Annotated in this window: 11 protein-coding genes; 2 read left to right on the forward strand and 9 right to left on the reverse strand. The window is 60.8% G+C overall.

The window, feature by feature from the left end; all coding sequences use genetic code 11:
- Positions 1–27: 27 nt before the first annotated feature.
- The 8 genes from ACFSR7_RS22655 to leuC all read right to left on the reverse strand — a co-directional run bounded on the left by ACFSR7_RS22655 (position 28) and on the right by leuC (position 15,475).
- On the reverse strand, positions 28–1,827 hold the full coding sequence (locus ACFSR7_RS22655; protein ID WP_378165504.1) for an ABC transporter ATP-binding protein: 1,800 nt from the start codon (positions 1,825–1,827) through the stop codon (positions 28–30).
- On the reverse strand, positions 1,824–3,608 hold the full coding sequence (locus tag ACFSR7_RS22660) for an ABC transporter ATP-binding protein (RefSeq protein ID WP_378165506.1): 1,785 nt from the start codon (positions 3,606–3,608) through the stop codon (positions 1,824–1,826). The genes ACFSR7_RS22655 and ACFSR7_RS22660 overlap by 4 nt, the downstream gene beginning before the upstream one ends.
- Before the next feature lie 284 nt (positions 3,609–3,892).
- Positions 3,893–7,594: a dynamin family protein gene (locus ACFSR7_RS22665; protein ID WP_378165508.1), complete on the reverse strand. Its 3,702-nt coding sequence runs from the start codon at positions 7,592–7,594 to the stop codon at positions 3,893–3,895.
- Complete coding sequence (gene nth, locus ACFSR7_RS22670) at positions 7,591–8,265, reverse strand: endonuclease III (protein WP_378165510.1); 675 nt, start codon at positions 8,263–8,265, stop codon at positions 7,591–7,593. Before nth ends, ACFSR7_RS22665 begins: the two co-directional genes overlap by 4 nt.
- A gap of 643 nt (positions 8,266–8,908) precedes the next feature.
- Entirely contained in the window at positions 8,909–11,617 is a 2,709-nt protein-coding gene (locus tag ACFSR7_RS22675; RefSeq protein WP_378165512.1) for an S-layer homology domain-containing protein, read from the reverse strand.
- 44 nt (positions 11,618–11,661) lie between these two features.
- Entirely contained in the window at positions 11,662–13,203 is a 1,542-nt protein-coding gene (locus tag ACFSR7_RS22680; protein WP_378165514.1) for an N-acetylmuramoyl-L-alanine amidase, read from the reverse strand.
- Between the two features lie 223 nt (positions 13,204–13,426).
- On the reverse strand, positions 13,427–14,035 hold the full coding sequence (gene leuD, locus ACFSR7_RS22685) for a 3-isopropylmalate dehydratase small subunit (RefSeq protein ID WP_378165516.1): 609 nt from the start codon (positions 14,033–14,035) through the stop codon (positions 13,427–13,429).
- Between the two features lie 18 nt (positions 14,036–14,053).
- Positions 14,054–15,475, reverse strand: a complete 1,422-nt coding sequence (leuC, locus tag ACFSR7_RS22690; protein ID WP_378165518.1) for a 3-isopropylmalate dehydratase large subunit — start codon at positions 15,473–15,475, stop codon at positions 14,054–14,056.
- A 123-nt stretch (positions 15,476–15,598) separates the two neighbouring features.
- On the opposite strand from leuC, the gene ACFSR7_RS22695 reads away from it, so the two are divergent.
- Complete coding sequence (locus ACFSR7_RS22695; RefSeq protein ID WP_378165520.1) at positions 15,599–16,501, forward strand: LysR family transcriptional regulator; 903 nt, start codon at positions 15,599–15,601, stop codon at positions 16,499–16,501.
- A 32-nt stretch (positions 16,502–16,533) separates the two neighbouring features.
- On the opposite strand, the gene ACFSR7_RS22700 is transcribed toward ACFSR7_RS22695, so the two are convergent.
- Positions 16,534–17,337 (reverse strand): carbon-nitrogen family hydrolase, encoded by an 804-nt coding sequence (locus tag ACFSR7_RS22700; RefSeq protein WP_378165522.1) that lies wholly within the window; start codon positions 17,335–17,337, stop codon positions 16,534–16,536.
- 216 nt (positions 17,338–17,553) lie between these two features.
- Here ACFSR7_RS22700 and ACFSR7_RS22705 point away from each other — a divergent pair, with 216 nt between their 5' ends.
- Positions 17,554–18,732: a pyridoxal phosphate-dependent aminotransferase gene (locus ACFSR7_RS22705; RefSeq protein WP_378165524.1), complete on the forward strand. Its 1,179-nt coding sequence runs from the start codon at positions 17,554–17,556 to the stop codon at positions 18,730–18,732.
- The last annotated feature ends 221 nt before the right edge of the window (positions 18,733–18,953 follow it).

An 18,953-nucleotide genomic window follows, 5' to 3' on the forward strand; every position in this document is an offset into this window, starting at 1 on the left:
CGGGCGGGAGCGCTGTTGCAGTTGTCCTTAAGCAGATAAAAACCGGTACTGCGCTTCGATCAGGTTGCGATAATGCCCCGGCCTGCGCATGAGCTCGTCGTGATTGCCCCGATCGACGATGACGCCGTGGTCGAGCACGAGGATCAGATCCGCGTGACGGATCGTGGACAGACGGTGGGCGACGATAAACGAGGTGCGGTGCTCGAGCAGCGTGCCGAGCGCCTCCTGAATGCGAACTTCGGTCTCTGTGTCGATGCTGGCGGTCGCCTCGTCCATAATGAGAATGCGAGGATCGGCCAGCAGCGCGCGGGCGAAGGACAGCAGTTGACGCTGCCCCATCGACAACGCGGTTCCGCGCTCCTGTACCTGCGTATCGTAGCCGTCAGGCAGCTTGACGATAAAGTCGTGCGCGCGCACCGACCGCGCGGCGGCTTCGACTTCGGCGTTGGTGGCGTCCGGCCGGCCGTATCGAATGTTGTCGCGGATCGAGCCGGAGAAGATAAACGTATCCTGCATGACGATGCCGATCTGCCGGCGCAGGCTGTCCAGCGTCGCGTCGCGGACGTCCATGCCGTCGATGAGCACGCGCCCGGAGGTCACATCGTAGAAGCGGCATAGCAGGTTCACGATCGTGCTCTTGCCCGAGCCGGTATGCCCGACAAGCGCGACCGTCATGCCCGGTTTGATATCAAAGCTCACATCCTTCAGCGCCAGGCGATCCGGGTCGTAGCCGAAGACGACATGGTCGAATTGCACGCGACCGCGGACGTCGGGCAGCGCCTTCGCGCCTTCCTTTTCCGCCACGATCGGCTTCTCGTCCATATACTCGAAGATCCGCTCCGCCGAAGACATCGAGATGAGCAGCTGGGAGTACATCTGCCCGAGCCGGTTGATGGGCTCCCAGAAGTTGCTGACGTAAGTGATGAACGCGACGAGCACCCCGACGGTCAATTCATCCTGCTGAATCAGATGCGTGCCGTACAACAGCAGGATCAGCGTTCCGATCGCCGAGGTGATCTCGATGACGGGCCCGAACAGCTGATTGAGCGCGGACGCGGTGTTCCACGAGCGAATGCTGCTGCCGTTCAGTTTTTCGAAGAAACTTAGGTTTTCCTTCTCTTGCGCGAACGCCTGCGTCACCCGCATGCCCTGGATCGCTTCGTTCAGATGCGAATTGATGCGGGACTGCTTGATGCGCACGGTCTGCCAGGCCATCCGTGTGCGCTTGCGCAGCGAGGAGGAAACGAAGATGAGCAGCGGCACGGTGATCATGACCGCCAGCGCCAGCTTCGGCTGAAGCACGAGCAGGATAACGACGATGCCCGCGAGCTGGGCGATATCGATCGCCGAGTTCACGACGCCGTTGGACAGCAGGTCCTGCAGCGCGTTGACGTCGTTGGTGATCCGCACGAGGACGGAGCCCGCCGGGCGCTTGTCGAAAAAGCGGAACGACAGCGTCTGCACGTGCTTGAACAGCGCCGAGCGAAGATCGTAAATGACTTTTTGCCCGATGTCGTTCGTATGCCGGATCGTATAGTTCTGCGCCCACCAGCGGAGAGCGTACATGGCGACCATCACGCCGAATACGATCGACAGATACCCCATGCTCCCGCTGCCGCCGTCCGGATCGATGACCTTGTCGATCGCCAGGCTTATCAGATACGGAACCGCGAGCCTCGTCAGCATGCCGAACACCATCATGACGAATACGACTCGCGTTACCGCGCCCTTGTATGGCTTTAAATAGTCGAACAGCCGGGCCATCTGTTTCCAGTTGAACGACTTTTCGATAAGGACATCGTCCTGATATTGAAACTGCCTGCTCATCCGCTCACCCTCCTGCCGCCTGCGGCGTCTTCGCCGAGTTCGTCCGGCCGGTCCGCATATTGCGTGCGGTACGTCTCCCGATACAGACCCGGCAGCCGCACCAATTCCTCGTGTCTGCCGCGCTGAACCACATGCCCCTTATCCAAAACAAGGATCTCGTCGGCGTGCCGAAGCGAGGAGATGCGGTGGGCGATGATGAACACCGTCCGTCCCGCCATGACCTGCCGCAGCGCCAGCTGGATGCGGTGCTCCGTCTCCATATCGAGCGCGCTCGTGGAGTCGTCAAGGACCAGAACCTGCGGACGGATCAAAAATGCGCGGGCAAGCGCGATCCGCTGCTTTTGTCCGCCAGACAGCCCCATGCCGCGTTCTCCGACGATCGTATCGTAACCGCCGGGCAGCTCCATGATGAAGTCGTGCGCATCGGCCAGCTTCGCGGCTTCCACAATTTGCTCCTGGGTGGCGTCGGCGCAGCCGTAGCTTATATTTTCACGGATCGTCGTCGAGAAAAGGAACGATTCCTGGAATACGATCGCGGTCCTGCTCCGCAGCTCGTTCAGATCGATCTGGCGGATGTCGGTGCCGTCAAGCGTAATCGCGCCGCTCGTCACGTCGTATGCGCGAAGCAGCAGCTGCACGACGGTAGACTTGCCCGAGCCCGTGCCGCCCAGCAGGCCAATAACCGAGCCGGGTCCGGCAGTCAGATCGAAGCCCGTCAACGCGGAAGGCTGGTGCTCGTGGTTCGGATAGCGGAAGTTCACGTCGCGGTAGCGGATAAGCCCGGTTCCTTCCGTCTTCGACGGAATCGGATGCGCCGGAGGCTGCACGTCGATGTGCCGGTTAAGCAGCTCGAGCAGGCGCTCTCCCGCCGCCTTCGATTGCGTATAGTTGTTGATCTGAAAGCCTAGCGTCCACAGCGGCGCGACAATCATGCCGAGCATGCCGTTCAAAGATACGAGATCGCCGAGTGTCATATGGTGATGGATGACGCGCCAGCCGCCGACAAGCAGAAGCAAGGCGATGCTGAAGCTGGCGACGAATTCGATGATCGGGAAGTATGTAGCCCATATCCCGGCGAGCGACAGATTGTTTTCTTTGTACTGGCTGTTGCCTTCGTCGAACTTGCCGTACTCGTGGCTGGCGCTGTCGTAAGACTTAACGGTCCGAACGCCCATGATATTCTCCTGGACGCTGGTCGTCAGCCGGCTGATCGCGATCCGGATCGAACGAAAAATCGGATGGATCTGCAGCTCGAAGCGAATGGCGAAGTAGCCGATGATCGGGATGATCGCAAGCGTCATGAGACCCATCGTCCAGTCGACGTAAAACATCAAGCCGAAGCCGAACAAGACCAAAAATAGCGTGTTCAGCAACTGGGCGAAGCCGAAGCCGATGAAGTTGCGGATGCCCTCGATGTCGGCCGTCAGCCGAGACATCAGGTCGCCCGTCCGCGCTTGGTCGTAAAACGAAAACGATAACTTTTGAAGCTTGTCATAACTGGCGTTGCGCATGCGGTAGGCGAGCTTGTTGCCGAGGCGTCCGCCGCAAAAGCCGTGCACGTACTGAAATGCTGCCTTGACGACAATTAGCGCGACCGCAAGCAGTGCGAGCCCCATAATGCCGTCGAATTTCTTTGGCGTGATCACGTCATCGATCAGCACCCTGAGGAGCAGCGGATACACGAGACCGATCGCCGTAGCGACGGCGAGTCCGAGTACCGAGCCCGTCAAAAAACCTTTGTCCGGCCAGAAAAATTGCTTGAGGCCTTTGAAAATATCCAAGCGACAGTCCTCCCCTGTGAGCATCCCCACGGAAGTGTAACAGGATTGTCACAACCGTTCAAACGCCATATGCCGCAAGGAGAAACGCTGAGTAGGTAGGAGAGCGATTAAGCATGGCAATGAGACCGATATCTCTTAAATCATCCTATTTAAGCCCTTACACCCGTATATGCATTAGAAAAATGAGGATATCGGGAGAAAAAACAAGCAAAGACCCCTCCCGCATCGCGTGACGATACGAGAAGGGCCGATATGCGGCGATACGGATCCGATAAAAAATCGGCTTAAACGCCCGATTTTAGTCCTTGCCAGTCGATTTGCAGACGTCTGAGCGATTCCTCCATGCCCGGCGTCTCAAGCGCGCGCCTGATGCCGTCCGCATAAGCGGCCAGCTCTGCCGACAGCCGGACCGCGAAGGCTTGAAGCTCGCTTTCGAAAGCAGACGCAAGCAGGGAAGCCCAGGCTTCCCGGGTCCCGGCGAGCCAGGCGTCGGCCGCCTGGAACAGCGCGGCCTCCGCTTCGTTCTTGAGCGCTGCGCTGCCCTCGCGCTCAAAGAAGTGCTTCGGGCTGCGGAACGCCTGCCACAGCTTGCGGCCGTCCCAGTCCGGTCCTGCGCCGAAGGGCGCCGGCACAGGAAGGCTGAGCGAAGGCGCAGCCGGCGCCTCCGTCTCGAAGCCGCCGAGGCCGGCCCTGGCGATTCCGTCTTCGACCTGCCGGCCGAGAAGGCGACCGAGCGCGGTCTCCATGCGGAGGCCGGCGGAGCGCAGCTCCTGCTGCAGGTCCTCGCCGACGCCGCGCTTCAAATCCAGCCAGCAAGACACGATGAGCTTGCGCAGGTCGCGACCGTCGTCCTGAAGCACGGACGGATGGAAGGCCGTCATAAAATGCTCGCCGAAACGATATTGGACCCTGCGGCGCAAATGGTACAGCTGTTCGCCCAGCTCCTCTACGAGCGGCTGGACGGCCGCATCCGGCGTTCCGGAAGTCCAGGCCTCCCGAAGCGTCTCGGCGGCCCGAAGCATGCCGGCGGCGGACGCCTGGCGGCTCGCCGCATCCTCACTGGCGGAGCCGAGCAGGCCGTCGATACGGGAGCCGATTCGATCCAGCTGCTTGCGCGCGGAGGCGAGGGCGAGACTGCCCAGCTCTTCGTCGGCAAAACGCCGGAACGCGGCTTCGAAATCCGCAAGCCCCGAGCTCCTTCGGCCCGTCGCGTCGCCAGCCAGCTTGGCTTCAAGGCCGAGGAGGCTGGAGACGGGATAAATGCGGGGCTGCCGGATGCCGTGCTTAAGCAGTTGCGACTCAACGTGCGCAGCGACGCCAGCCAGCTCCTCCGCAGAGGACGCGAGGTCCGCGGCGTTAAGCACGAAAAACATCTTGTCGAGCTCGAAGGCGTCTTTGACGCTGCCGAGCTGATGCAGGAAGCTCCGGTCCGCTTCGGTGAAGGCATGATTGTAATACGTGACGAACAGGACGGCATCCGCGTTTTTAATATACTCGAAGGCCACGCCCGTATGCCGCGCATTGATCGAGTCCGCTCCGGGCGTATCGACCAGCACCGCGCCGCTGCGGGTCAGCGTCGAGTCGACATGCAAGTCTGCCGAGGCAACGAAGCAGGAAGCTTCCTCGTCCGCCACGTAGCGGCGGTAATCGGCTCCCTCCGCCGTAAACGAAGTGCCGAGCAGCGGCCCGTAGCGTTCCCAGCCGCGTGCGGCAGCCCGCAGAAATGCCAGATGCGGCCTGCCGCGCGGGTGGATGTCGTCCGGCGACATGCGCGCCGCCAAGGCAAACAGCTCCGCCGGTCCTGCCGCGGCTTCGATGTCTCGCTCCCGCACGCCGAGACGTGCCAGCGAGTGCGCCAGGTCGCTGCGCATATCGTCCGCTTCCTTCATATAGATGCGGGCCGTTCCGTGTGGCGCATCGTCCGCCGGCGCCACGATCCGGTTGATCGTCGCCGTCGTCGGATTGGGCGATACGGGCAGCGCCGGCTGTCCGACAAGCGCGTTGGCGAAGGAGGACTTGCCGGCGCTGAAGGCCCCGAACAGCGCGATCGTGAAGCGGCTGTCCCGCAGCTGCGCCGCTTTGGCGGACAGTGCATCGCGCTGACGCGCGAGCTCGGGAAACGGCGCGAGCATCGCGGCACCCTGCTCGAGGATCGCGGCGGCGCCGGCGGAAGCGCCATAGGAGGCGCCCTCTCCGGACTCGGCCGTCTCTTCTGTAGCCGCCTCGCCGCTCCCGATCGACAGGTTGACGGCCGGAGCGGCATCCGCCGTTAACGTCTGTGACTTGATTCGCTCGCCGAGCGGCGCCGGCGCCGGCAGCTTAAGCTCCCGGATATCGGCCGCGCCCGCCATTGGCAGTATCCCGACCAGCCTACGCTCCGCTTTGTCTGCCTCCGCGTCCAGAGCTCTCAGCAGATCGGCGGCATGCTGCCTTTCATTCAGCTCAGCCATCGAGCCTGCGAGCGACGCAACCGCCGCGTCGCGCTCCGGCTGCCGGGTGGCAACGATTTCCTCGAATCGCTCGAGCGCCGTTTTGCGCACTTTTCTTTTCCATTCCCCGCTCAGCTCGGACGCGTACTGCAGCGTCGCATCGCCGCCGGCTCCCGCTCCCGGCTTGACAAGCGCGGCCATCCACGCCCCGTCCGGCGCAGGAAAGGCCGCCTCCAGCGACGCCTCCCAAGCCGCATCGCCGATACCGGCATTTCTCGCCTCGCGACGCAGCATCGCCCGCACGTGAACGTGCAGGTTCGCCTCCGCCTGCGCGGCAAAGTCCTGCGCGAGCTCGGCGAGCCTGCGCTCCCGTTCCGCTTCGGTCTTGGCGCCGCTGCCCAGCCAGCCGACCTTGAAGCCGCCTTGCCGGCTCTCCAGCACGGCCCGCGCCTTTTCGCGCGTCTCCGCCGGCGTGAGCCCGGCGTTCCCCAGCAATTGATCGAGCTCGCGCTTCAGGGCGTCCAGCTGCCGCTCGCCCTCCGTCTTCGCCGCTTCCAGCTCGGCAGCGAGCGCGCCGCGCCGCTGCGCCAGCTCGGCCAAACCGCTCTCTCCGCCAGCCTGCGCAAGCAGCGTATCCCGCTGTTCGCTCTGACGCTGCAGCAGCCCTTCCTTAAATTCGCCGGCCAAATGCCTGGCCGAGCGGTCAGCGCTGTGCAGGAGCAGCTTCTCTTTTTCGCCCTTAAGCGCCTCGATGACGCGCAGCAGCTCGCTCATCTGCGAGAGCGGGTGATCGGGCCGGCGCATCGACAGGAACAACAGGCCCGCCAGTTCGATTCGCCATGCTTCAAGCGCGCTCGCGAGTCCCTCCCGGAACGCTTCAAAGCGTACTTCGCTCTCGCGATGCTTGTCGATCTGGTTTACGATCAAGTACGTCGGCTTCCCCCATTGATGCAGCATGCGGAGGAACCGGAAGTTGACGTCGGACAATACATGGTTGTAGTCCGTCACGTAAAAAACGACGTCGGCCAGATGCAGTGCGGATTCCGTCGCGGCGCGATGCGCGCCGTCCGTGGAGTCGACCCCCGGCGTATCGACGAGCGCAAGCGATTGTCCGAGAAGCGGGATCGGGTAGCGGACGTCGATCGATGACACGCCCTCCCCGTCTACGGCAAGATCGCCAAGCCGTTCGACGGATACGCCCGGAATTTCCGTGACCGAGCCGTCCTTGCCGACGAACTCGACCTTGACCGCCGGCTCGCCGTTTGCGATCGTGACGACGTTGGCGCTCGTTGGGATCGGCGACGAAGGCAGCAGCTGCGCGCCGCACAGCGCGTTCACGAGCGTCGACTTGCCTGCGGAAAAGTGGCCGCAGAAAGCCAGCGTGGCCATATCCAGCGACAGCTTGCCCGCCAGCTCCGCGAGCTTGCCGCCGATCGAGACGTCTCCCGCCTCCGCGGCGGCTTGGGACATCTTCCGAAGCACATCGCCGTATGCGTTCAAGTCGCCTTGCCCCGCGACAGGCCTTTCCGTCACGGTTTCCATTTTCCCCGCCGTCATGATGCTGCTCCTCCCCGCTTGCGAACCGCCGTCGGCTTCATTCTTCTTTTACCCTCCGGACAAATGTCCAGCAGCGGACAAATCTCGCATTTCGGATTTTGCGCCTTGCAATGATAGCGTCCGAAGAAAATGAGACGGTGGTGCGTCAGCGTCCATTCCTCCCTCGGAACGAGCTTCATCAGTTTCTTCTCCACCTCGAGCACGGAGTCATCCGGCTTGGCCACGGCAAGCCGCTTGGACACCCGCTCCACATGCGTATCGACCGCGATGGCGGGCACGTCGAAGGCGTTGGACATGACCACGTTGGCCGTTTTCCTTCCGACGCCCGGCAGCTCGGTCAATCCCTCGTGGCTTGCAGGCACGTCGCCGTCGTATTTGTCGATTAAGATTCGGCTCAGCTTCTGGATGTTGGCCGCCTTGTTGCGGAACAAGCCAATTCGCCGAATATCGTTTTCCAGCTCTTCGAGCGGAACGTTCAAATAATCCTGCGGCTTAGTATATTTCTCGAACAGCGCCTGGGTGACGCGGTTCACCGTCTCGTCCGTACACTGTGCCGACAACAGCACGGCGATCGTCAGCTCGAACGGGTTGCGGTGGTTCAGCTCGCAGTGCGCGTCCGGGAACATTTTGGCGATCTCGTCCAAAATATATCGCATCTTCGTTTTATTCATCGCTTGCTTCCATCTCCCATGCCTTGTTTCCCTATTTAAGCATTAACTTTCAGTGTAGCGGAAGTTCGGCGATTCGACAAGAAAAACGGCCAGGGAACGGACCCTGACGGTCCTTTTAGATTTGGCGGATATGAAACTTGCATATCGCGTGACGCCTATTGACGGCCCAGTTGACAGCCGTTCCGATCGCGTTTGCCGCTCTTTACCCGCTACCTTCCCGCTTCGCGCTTGAACCGCAATGCCTGCAATTGTACATCAATTTTCGCCGAGACCGCCGCATTTGGACAGAAAAGATGCAAATGCGCAGTTATTTCCCTCCATCAGTCTGATTTTTGGCCGGCGCCTTTAAATTACCTTCATATCTGCATGTATTTCATCCGCTGCCGCTGTTCGGCAGAAAATACATGTACAGATGCAGGTTTTACGACCCAGCCGCACTTCCCATGGCTACCGCTCGCCGAGCGCGCGCTTTCCTGTCCAAGATTCGTCTCCGCCCGTGTCAGGAAATCGAACGACGCCTCTTTCCCGCTTCCCTTTTCTAATTGCACCGAGCATAAAATCAGTTATGCGAAATCAAGAAAACGGCCCCGCCGATAGGCGGAGCCGTCACACTTGTCGCGAGTATTACCGGTAAAGTCAGGCGTTATGGCTTCACGATCTCGATCGCCTTGCCGCGCAAGACGTATACGTTGATCGGATCGCCGAAGTTCAGGCTGTCCGTCGTGATCAGCGTATCGCCTTGATGAATGTAAGCTTGCGGAGACAGCGCGACCGAATAGTTGTCGTCGCTCAGCGATTCCTTCTGGTAATAGAACGTGTTCGTCGTCTTGTCCGTGCGCCAGTAGGTCTTGCTGATCGGCGTAACGACGCTCAAAATCGTACGGTCGTTCTCGTCCTTGCGCAGCTCGACGCGGTCGTCCAGCTGAATCGCGGACAGCGAGTTCGACGAGACGCCGTTACGTATGACGAGCGGCGTAACGCCGACCGTCTGCTTCACAGCGGCGCCGGTGCCGGTGCGAAGGTCGATCGTACCTGCAGCCGTGTCGATCGCGACCACGCGCCCGAACGTCGAGGGCACGATCTTCGCGAGCGTCGGCGTCGCGCCTTGCAGCGTCACGTTCAGCAGCGTCCCTGCAGCGAAGCCGGACAGCTGCACGGCGTTGCCGCTTGCGTCCTGCAGCGCGAAGCCGGTGCCGATCGTCCACTCGGCGACCGAACCGTCGGAAGCCTTGGCCTTGAGCTTGGCCGCAGCCGTGTCGACGGAAGTGACTTCGAACTGAACGGTCTTCACGACCTGCAACCCGACGGCATAGTTTTGTCCGCCGTCCAGCAGCGCGACGATCTTGTCTCCTGCCTTGATGTCCGCATAGGTGCGGTTCGTCTGACCGTAAATCTCGACAGTCGGCGAGGTGTAAGGAACCGATACGGTCGAGTTGTTGTCCAGCAGGATCTGGAGCGTCTTGGTCGTCGTATTGTTAACCGACACCGTCCCCTTGTATTGGGCGACGAACGAAATCGAAACAATGTTGCTGCCCGAGTAACCGATATCGACCTTGCGGCCTTTGTAGAGCATGCTCGCGCCCGCGTCCGCGGTGATCGTCGTGCCGTTCAGATCGAAGCGTACACCGGAGCCGAGGGTGAAGGTTTTGATGCTTCCTGCGGCATCTTTAAGGATGAGCACCTTGGCATCGGAATCGTAGGAAGATACGATCAGCCCGTTCTGAACCTGGACGCTTCGGCCCGTCGCCTCGACAGCGGTGACCTTGCCTTCCGGGTTCAGCGTGAGCGTGACTGCGTCGCCTGCATACAGATCGGCGAGCGTAGCGTTGTTCAGTCCCGAAATTTTGACCGAGACGCCAGCGACGTATTCCTTGCCGATGATGTCGCTCGCGCCGGCGATCCGGTATTGGATCGTCTGCGCGGTCGTATCGATCTTGAACAGCGTGCCCGTCGCGCTGGCGGCGACGGCGCTCTTCGTGACCGTAACCTTCGTAAACAGGCCGCCTTTGATCTCATAGGATACGGTATCCCCGACCTTAATATCGCCGATGGCCGCCGGCACGCCGCTGACCGTGCGCAGCACCGCATTGGCGTCGAGCGTACGGGTCTCGGCGATCGACGTGGCGTTGTCCTTGACCTCAAGCTTGCGATTAGCCGTATCGACGCCGAGCACCGTGCCGGTGCCGGTCTTGGCGACGGCCGACTGGCCGGTCTTGACTGCGAGGACCTTGCCGGATTGCGTATACGTATCGATCGTCAGCGTAAGATCTGCGTTTTCGGGCAAATCCGCCAACGCCACCTTATTGTTCTCCGCGTCCGTCGCGGACGGCAGCCTGGACGCATCGTAAGAATACGACTGCACGTCTTCTCCGCTCAGCAGCGTGATCGAAGACTTGGACGCGCTAACGACGACAAGCTTGCCTTGCACCGTCTTGACCTGCGGGGTATCGCTTGCCTGCTCGACGTAAGCCGCGGAACCGTTCGCGGCCGCGATGACATTTACAGTACCGTAAACCTTCAGCGCATCCTGCGCCGTCAGCGCCTCGCTGTCCAGACGCGAGTACAGCGTGCCCGTTCCGACCGAATAAGCGGTAGCCGTGCCGTTCGCTTGCAGTACGGTGACACCGCTCGCATCGGCGCCGAGCAGCATGCCGGTCGTTTGCTTCGGATAAGCGACCTGCTTCGCCGCTTCCGCGCGGCTGAACAGCGTCGCCGCCGTCGCCCTGGTCACGACGCCTTTGGGCGCGAACGTGTTGCCGCTCAGTCCCTTCACGAGATTCAGATCGACTGCGGCTTTGACGAAGCCGACCAGATCCTTGTCGATCGAAGCGTTGTCGGCAAAGGAGGTAGCGCCCGTGGCCGCCGTCTTGCCGATCGTGCGGACGAGCAGGCGCGCGATCCACTCGCGGGTCGCCGGCGCTTCGCCCCAATTGACCTTGGGCTCCGCTTCGGCGAGCGCGAATTCCTCGTTACGGCTGAGCAGCCCTTCTTTCAGCGCGTAGCTGACATACAAGTTGGCATAGGAACTGACGTTAAACGTGCTTGGGAAGGCGGCGACGCCGGAATCAAGCGCCTTTTGCTCGAGACCGAGGAAGCGAATCGCGATGATGACAGCATCCTGTCGCTTGACGCTGTCGTTCGGCGCGAACAGGTTGGCGCCCTTGCCCGCGATTAGTCCTTGGAGCGCCAGCTTGGCGATATGCTTCTCCGCCCAGTGACCGGCCACGACGTCTGTGAACGGCGTCTTCGAGGCCGCGGAGGCGGTTGGCGTCGGCCCTACGGCCGCGGCACCGGACCAGAGCAGAGCCAGCAGAAGAATGGATAATAACAGATTCCGTGGTTTAAACGACATCGTGCGATCTCTCCGATCATGCGGCAGGCCGGACTCGCCGGCCGTCACGCTAATTTAAGATAAGCTTTGACCGCTGCGGCAAGGCCGGCAGCCGTACGATTCTGGAAGTCTTCGGTGAACAGCTTCTTTTCTTCCGTCGCGTTCGACAAGTATCCGGCTTCGAACAGCACAGCAGGCATCTTGGTCTCGCGCGTTACGGCAAGGCTCTTCTGGATGACGCCGCGGTCCGTCAAGCCCGTCGCCGGCGTCGCGTACTGCTTCACGACGTTGGCGAAGGCGAGGCTCTCCGCACGCGTATAATAGACTTCGGTTCCGCTGACCGTGTTTTTGGTGCTGCTGTTCGCGTGGACGGACAGGAACAGGTCGGCCTTGATCGAGTTGGCCATATTGTATCTGTCGCTGAGCGACGGGAACGTGTCCCCCGAACGCGTCATCACGATCTTGATTCGCGGATCGGTCGCAAGCAGTGCCTGCACTTTCAGGATGACGGCAAGGTTGAAGGTTTTCTCGTATTTGCCGCTGACCCCGATCGCGCCGGAGTCCGTTCCGCCGTGTCCGGCGTCGAGCACGACCGTGTACACCTTATTCTGAGGATCGGTAACCGGCGGCGTAACCGGCGGCACCGCATCCGCGCTCAGCTTGATTTTGAGCTCGCCGGCAGACGCGTCATTTTGAACCTCGTAGCCGTAAGCGCTGCTCAGATCAAGCACAAAACGCAGGGCGTTCGGATTGGTCTGGAACAACGAATAACGAACTTGCGTAAGCACCGGATGTCCGGCAACCGGATAGGTGCCGCTCTTCGCCGTCGTGCCGTTCACGACAAGATTCTGTGCGAAGTCTGTGGCGAAGTCGGACTTGGGCACGTCTACCACGATGCGGTCCGGACCCGTCAGCGACGTGACGACCGGTTGCACCGTTCCCTCGTAGCTCAGAATCACCGTTTCGTTTTCGAAACGAATCCCGTGAATGTAAGCGAGGCTCGTGTAAGGGTCGGTGATCGTCGTGCCGTTGCCTCCGTCCGTGGAACCGTCCGTCGCGGGCGGATCCTCGTCGACGACGCCGATCATGCCGCCGCCGGAAGCGTTGTCGCCGCTCCCGCCGACATTGCCCCCGCTCGTCCCGTCCGAAGTTCCGCCTGAGCCGGACTTAGACGTGTAGATGAACGCGGACTTCGTCTTGTTGTCCCAGACGATATCCGCGCCGAAGTTGTCCTTCACGAAAATGAGCGGAACCATCGTCGTGGCCGTCTGCGGCGTCGTCTGCTTGATGATCGGCGCCGCCTCGAGCTCGCTCGCGATGCCGTTGATGGTCGCCTTTTTGCTGCCGACGGTCATAACGATGACCGAATTTCCGTTCGAAACCGTTACTGTCTTGGTCGCATTGTCGAACTTGACGGTGTAGCCCAAGCTCTCCGTAACGGTACGAACCGGCAGCATGACGCGGCTATCGATTAGCGCGGGCGGTTCCTTGGGCGTTAAAACGACGCCATCCAGAATCAACTGGGGCGTGACGGTCGCCGCGGAAGCGAGACCGGCGGCCGTTAACAGCATCGATACGACAAACAGCAGGGAAATCCAGTACCTCATGCTTCACCTCGGTGTCAATGATTGGGCCGTTCCAAAAGCGGCGCTTCCGTTAAAAAAGTCCTATGCAGACCTTTTTATGGGAAGGGGCGCTTTTTGGCTTGTCCACCCTAATTTAGACGCCGGGCAATGTCAAAAGTTGCGAGTTAAAGCGGAAAAAAAGGCCTTCTTTCCCGAAAAGTGTCGACCCGGGAAAGAAGACCCATATAGCGTTAGAAATCAATAATCAAAATACGTTCGCCAGTCTCTTTTCGTTCTTGGATTCGTATGCTGCAATCTCGTCCGCATGCTTCAGCGTAAGGCCGATATCGTCGAGTCCCTGAAGCAGGAATTGGCGGCGGTGCTCGTCAAGTTCGAACGGAATGCGCAGGCCTTGATCGTCGGTGATGATCTTGTTCTCCAGGTCGACGGTCAGCTTGTAACCCTCGTTCGCTTCGGTGCGCTTGAACAGGTCGTCGACCTGCTCCTCGCTCAGCTTGATCGGCAGGATGCTGTTCTTGAAGCAGTTGTTGTAGAAAATGTCCGCGTAGGACGGCGCGATGATGACATTGAAGCCATAGTCGAGAATCGCCCAAGGCGCGTGCTCGCGGGAGGAGCCGCAGCCGAAGTTGGCGCGCGACAGCAGGACCGTGGAGCCTTGGTAGCGCGGCTTGTTCAGGTTGAACTCGGGGATGACGGCTCCCTGCTCGTCGAATCTCCATTCGAAGAACAGGAACTGGCCGAAGCCGCTGCGCTCGATGCGCTTCAGGAATTGCTTAGGGATAATGGCGTCGGTGTCGACGTTCACGCGGTCGACCGGCGCGACGAGACCCGTGGATTTGATAAATGGTTGCATATGCGTATGTCTCCCCTCTTAAGCCGTCACTTCGGACTTGAATTCCCAGTTGCGGACGTCGGTGAACTTGCCCTTGATCGCAGCCGCCGCGGCCATTTCCGGCGATACGAGGTGCGTGCGTCCGCCGCGGCCTTGACGCCCCTCGAAGTTGCGGTTGGACGTCGAGGCGCAGCGCTGGCCGGGCTGCAGGACGTCCGGGTTCATCGCGAGGCACATCGAGCAGCCCGCTTCGCGCCATTCGAATCCGGCGGCGGTGAAGATCTTGTCCAGGCCTTCTTTTTCCGCCTGGATCTTGACGCGTCCGGAGCCCGGGACGACGATCGCGGTGACGTTCGGGCTCACGCTGTGGCCGCTCGCCACGGACGCGGCTGCGCGAAGATCCTCGATCCGGCCGTTGGTGCAAGAGCCGATGAACACGTAGTCGATCGGAATCTCGGACATCGGCGTTCCCGGTGCCAGATCCATGTATTCAAGCGCCTTTTCGGCGGCTTTGCGTTCGTTCTCGGTCGGCAATTGCTCCGGATAAGGCACGATCGAAGTAATGCCGGTGCCCATGCCCGGGCTTGTACCCCAGGTGACTTGCGGCACGAGCGTTGCGACGTCAAGATCGACCTCGGTGTCGTATACGGCGCCTTCGTCCGTCGTCAATGCCTTCCACTGCTCGACGGCGCGGTCGAAGTCGTCGCCCTGCGGCGCATATTCGCGGCCGCGCAGGTAGTTGAACGTCGTCTCATCCGGCGCGATCAGGCCGGCGCGCGCGCCGCCTTCGATGGACATGTTGCAGACGGTCATGCGCTCTTCCATTGTCAGCCCCGTGATCGATTCGCCCGTGTACTCGATGACGTAGCCGGTCGCGAAGTCGGTGCCGTACTTGGCGATCAGGCCGAGGATGAGATCCTTCGCCGTGATGCCGGCCGGACGCTTGCCGATGAAGTTGACCTTCATCGTCTTGGCCTTCGATTGCTGCAGACACTGGGTCGCGAGCACGTGCTCGACCTCGCTCGTGCCGATGCCGAACGCCAGCGCGCCGAACGCGCCGTGCGTCGAGGTGTGGCTGTCGCCGCACACGATCGTCTTGCCCGGATGCGTCAGGCCGAGCTCGGGACCCATGACGTGCACGACGCCCTGATCGATCGTGTTGAGGTCGTACAGCTTGACGCCGAATTCGGCCGCATTGGTCGTCAGCGTGTCGATCTGCTGCTTGGAGATCGGATCGGTAATATTGAAGCGGTCCTTGGTCGGCACATTGTGGTCCATCGTCGCGAACGTCAGGTCGGGACGGCGCACCTTGCGGCCGGTCATGCGCAAGCCTTCGAACGCCTGCGGCGACGTAACCTCGTGAACCAGATGCAGGTCGATATACAAAATGCTGGGCTTGCCTTCTTCCGAATGAATCACGTGATTGTTCCAAATTTTCTCGAACATCGTTTGTTTGCTCATTTTACATTCACCCCGTGTAGATATCCTCGTCTAGAATGATTCTATAATAACATTGGTTCTATCATTGTTCCAAGATATAATATCTATAAAGTTGATAGTTCAGCCGAATAAGGAGAATGTTCCATGGAATTCAGATTGCTTCATTACGTCATCCAAATCGCCGCCGAGCGGAACTTCTCGCGCGCCGCCGAAAAGCTTCATATCGCACAGCCGTCGCTTAGCCAGCAGCTGTCCAAGCTCGAGAAGGAGCTCGGCGTGCTGCTGTTCAAGCGTACGACCAACAGCGTCGAGCTGACCCACGCAGGAACGGTATTCGTCGAAAAAGCGCAGCGGATCGTCGATATGACCGAGCAGCTGCGGCGCGAAATGGAAGATATCGCAGACCTGCGCAAAGGACGGATCGTCGTGGGCACGTTGCCGATTACGGGCTCGCATATACTGCCGCACGTGCTGCCCGCGTTCCGCGAGGCGTATCCCGACATCGAGATCGCGCTCGTCGAGGAGGCGTCCGCAACGCTCGAGCAGCTGACCGCGAGCGGCGGCACGGACGTCAGCCTGCTCACGCTGCCCTTGATCGAGCCGGCGCTCGCCTACGATCCGATCCTCGAGGAGGAGATCTGCCTTGCGGTGCCCCGCGACCACCCGCTGGCAGCGGCAGGCGCCGTCGAAGCGGACGTCGGCGCGCTCGCGGACGAGGCGTTCGTCATGCTGAAAAAGGGACAGGGCTTCCGTGCGATCGCGGTCGGCCTCTGCCGCAAGGCGGGCTTCGATCCGCGCGTCTCCGTAGAGAGCACTAATATAGAAACGGTGCAGTCCCTCGTCGCGGCCGGCATGGGCATCGCTTTTGTTCCGCAGATGATCACCCGCCGAGAGAACGACGGCCTGCAGCCCGTCTACTTGCCGCTAAAGGGACGGCCGACGCGCACGCTAGTCATCGCCTACCGTAAAGGCAGGTATTTGTCCAATGCGGCCGAGGCCTTCATTTCCACGTTTCGGGCTACGATGCGGAAGCTGGAGCCGTCATGAGCCATACGGTCTTCTCCATTTAATAGAGCGTCCTAATAAAGCGTCGGCCTGCGGTCCGCGAATACGGGGATCCTCCCGCGGACCTCGTCCGTCAGCGCCAGGTCGATCTCCGCGCGCAGGATCGTCTCCTCTTCGCCCGCTTCGGCGACGATCTCGCCCCACGGATCTACGACCATCGAGTGGCCGAAAAACCGCGTCTCTCCGCTGACGCCGCTGCGATTGCAGGCGACGACGTACATCTGGTTCTCGATGGCGCGCGCCTGAAGCAGCGTTCGCCAGTGATGCAGGCGCGGATGTGGCCATTCTGCCGGTACGAACAGCACCTTTGCGCCGTCCAGCGCAAGCTTGCGCGCGAGCTCCGGAAAGCGGATGTCGTAGCAGATCATCGCGCCCGCCTGCACGCCTTCGAGCTCGAACCGCCCCGGTCGTTCGCCCGCTTCAAGATGGAGGTGCTCGTCCATCAGCTTGAACAAATGAATTTTGGCGTACTCGGCGATCTGGCTGCCCGTGCGGTCGAATGCGTATGCCGTGTTGGTCACCCCGCCGCCGAGCGCGGCGCGGCTGGCCGCGACGGAGCCAGCCAAGACATTGACGCCGTGCTTCCGGCTGAACGAAGAAATAAAATCGATGGTGCGCGCGCCTTCGGGATCGGCAATCTCGCGAATGTGCGCGAGATCGTAACCGGTGTTCCACATCTCCGGTACCACGATGACGTCGGGCTTGACGCCTTCGCTCACGGCCCGCTCCAGCAGCGCCGCCAGGCGTTCGTAGTTATCGTCCGGGTGTCCGGCATTTATATCCATTTGGATGAGGGCCAGCTTCAGCTTGTCGTTCATTCCCCAATCGCTCCTTTGCCATGAAAGGCCTTTATCGTGCCGAGCTTGCAACTAGCTCATCGTAACCGATTCCCTTTGGGCGGACAAGAAGCGTTATTCCCCTCTTTTCCGATTGTCCTACTCGATTCCTTGTGCTATTGTCTACATAGATTGTATAGTCAACCTGATCCCTTTATAAAGTACTTTAATGAAAGCAACGGAGCGTGAAGCTGTCTCATGTCCATCTCCATTCAACCTGCGGACCGCATGTCCGGGCTGCCCGAGCAATTTTTCGCGGCGCTCGTCGGCAGGGCGAACGCCCGCGCCGCGACCGGGCGCGACGTCATCAACCTCGGCCAGGGCAATCCCGATCTGCCCACCCCAACGCACATCGTCGACAGGCTAAAGGAAGCTGCCGAAAATCCGCTCTACCACAAATATCCGCCGTTCCGCGGATTCCCTTTCTTAAAGGAAGCCGTGGCGAAGCGATATAAAGAAGACTACGGCGTCGAGCTCGATCCCGCGACAGAGGTCGCGGTGCTGTTCGGCGGCAAAACCGGACTCGTGGAGATCAGCCAGTGCCTGCTCAATCCCGGCGACGTCTGTCTCGTGCCGGATCCTGGCTATCCCGATTACTGGTCCGGCGTGGCGCTCGCAGGCTCGCGAATGAGCCAGATGCCGCTGCTTGCGAAGAACGGCTTTCTTCCCGACTACGAGGCGATTCCGTCCGAAGATCTGACACGCGCAAAGCTGATGTTCCTCAACTATCCGAACAATCCGACGTCGGCTGTCGCGACGCCCGCGTTCTATGCGGATACCGTGCGCTTTGCGGAGCAACACGGCATCGTCGTGGCGAGCGACTTCGCCTACGGAGCGATCGGCTTCGACGGACGCAGACCCGTCAGCTTCCTCGAAACGCCCGGCGCCAAGAATGTCGGCATCGAGTTTTATACGTTGTCCAAAACTTACAACATGGCCGGCTGGCGCGTCGGCTTCGCGCTCGGCAACAGCAAGATCATCGAGCTGCTCAATCTGATTCAAGACCACTACTACTGCAGCCTGTTCGGCGGTATCCAGGAAGCCGCCGCGCTCGCGCTCACCGGTCCGCAGCAAGCCGTAACGGATCTGGTCGCCGTCTACGAACGGCGTCGCGACGCGCTTTACGACGCCTTGGCGTCGCACGGCTGGCACGCTCCGAAGCCGGACGGCTCGTTCTTCTGCTGGCTGCCCGTGCCCGAGGGATATGACTCCGCCTCCTTCGCCAACCTGCTGCTGGAAGAAGCGGACATCGTGGTCGCGCCCGGGATTGGCTTCGGCACGCACGGCGAAGGGTACGTCCGCCTCGGCCTGCTTGCCCCGGAAGCTCGACTTCGCGAAGCCGCCGACCGCATCGGACGGCTGGGATTGTTCCGCTAAGTCGGCAAGCCTAGCGGACGTTCGCTTCCTTTACAAGGTGTTGGGGCCGTGCTATTCTTAAACCAATCGGCATCGCCAGCAAGGGCGGTGCCTCCGTCCTCATTTAAACGCAATGACGGGAAACGAAGGAAATTCGCGCCGATCAGAGAGCAAATTCCATTGGCTGGGAGAATTTGCGCGGTCGCCCTCCTTCCCCCATCCCCGAGCGGCCGGCGAAGAGC

Source organism: Cohnella sp. GCM10020058 (assembly GCF_042683485.1).
Taxonomy (GTDB): Bacteria; Bacillota; Bacilli; order Paenibacillales; family Paenibacillaceae; genus Cohnella.

Bases quoted from the DNA above. Each gene is read 5' to 3' on its own strand.
- ACFSR7_RS22695 (WP_378165520.1), top strand. From the start codon at position 15,599: ATGGAATTCAGATTGCTTCATTACGTCATCCAAATCGCCGCCGAGCGG.
- nth (WP_378165510.1), bottom strand. From the start codon at position 8,265: ATGAATAAAACGAAGATGCGATATATTTTGGACGAGATCGCCAAAATG.
- ACFSR7_RS22680 (WP_378165514.1), bottom strand. From the start codon at position 13,203: ATGAGGTACTGGATTTCCCTGCTGTTTGTCGTATCGATGCTGTTAACG.
- ACFSR7_RS22705 (WP_378165524.1), top strand. From the start codon at position 17,554: ATGTCCATCTCCATTCAACCTGCGGACCGCATGTCCGGGCTGCCCGAG.
- ACFSR7_RS22700 (WP_378165522.1), bottom strand. From the start codon at position 17,337: ATGAACGACAAGCTGAAGCTGGCCCTCATCCAAATGGATATAAATGCC.
- ACFSR7_RS22675 (WP_378165512.1), bottom strand. From the start codon at position 11,617: ATGTCGTTTAAACCACGGAATCTGTTATTATCCATTCTTCTGCTGGCT.
- leuD (WP_378165516.1), bottom strand. From the start codon at position 14,035: ATGCAACCATTTATCAAATCCACGGGTCTCGTCGCGCCGGTCGACCGC.
- leuC (WP_378165518.1), bottom strand. From the start codon at position 15,475: ATGAGCAAACAAACGATGTTCGAGAAAATTTGGAACAATCACGTGATT.
- ACFSR7_RS22665 (WP_378165508.1), bottom strand. From the start codon at position 7,594: ATGACGGCGGGGAAAATGGAAACCGTGACGGAAAGGCCTGTCGCGGGG.
- ACFSR7_RS22655 (WP_378165504.1), bottom strand. From the start codon at position 1,827: ATGAGCAGGCAGTTTCAATATCAGGACGATGTCCTTATCGAAAAGTCG.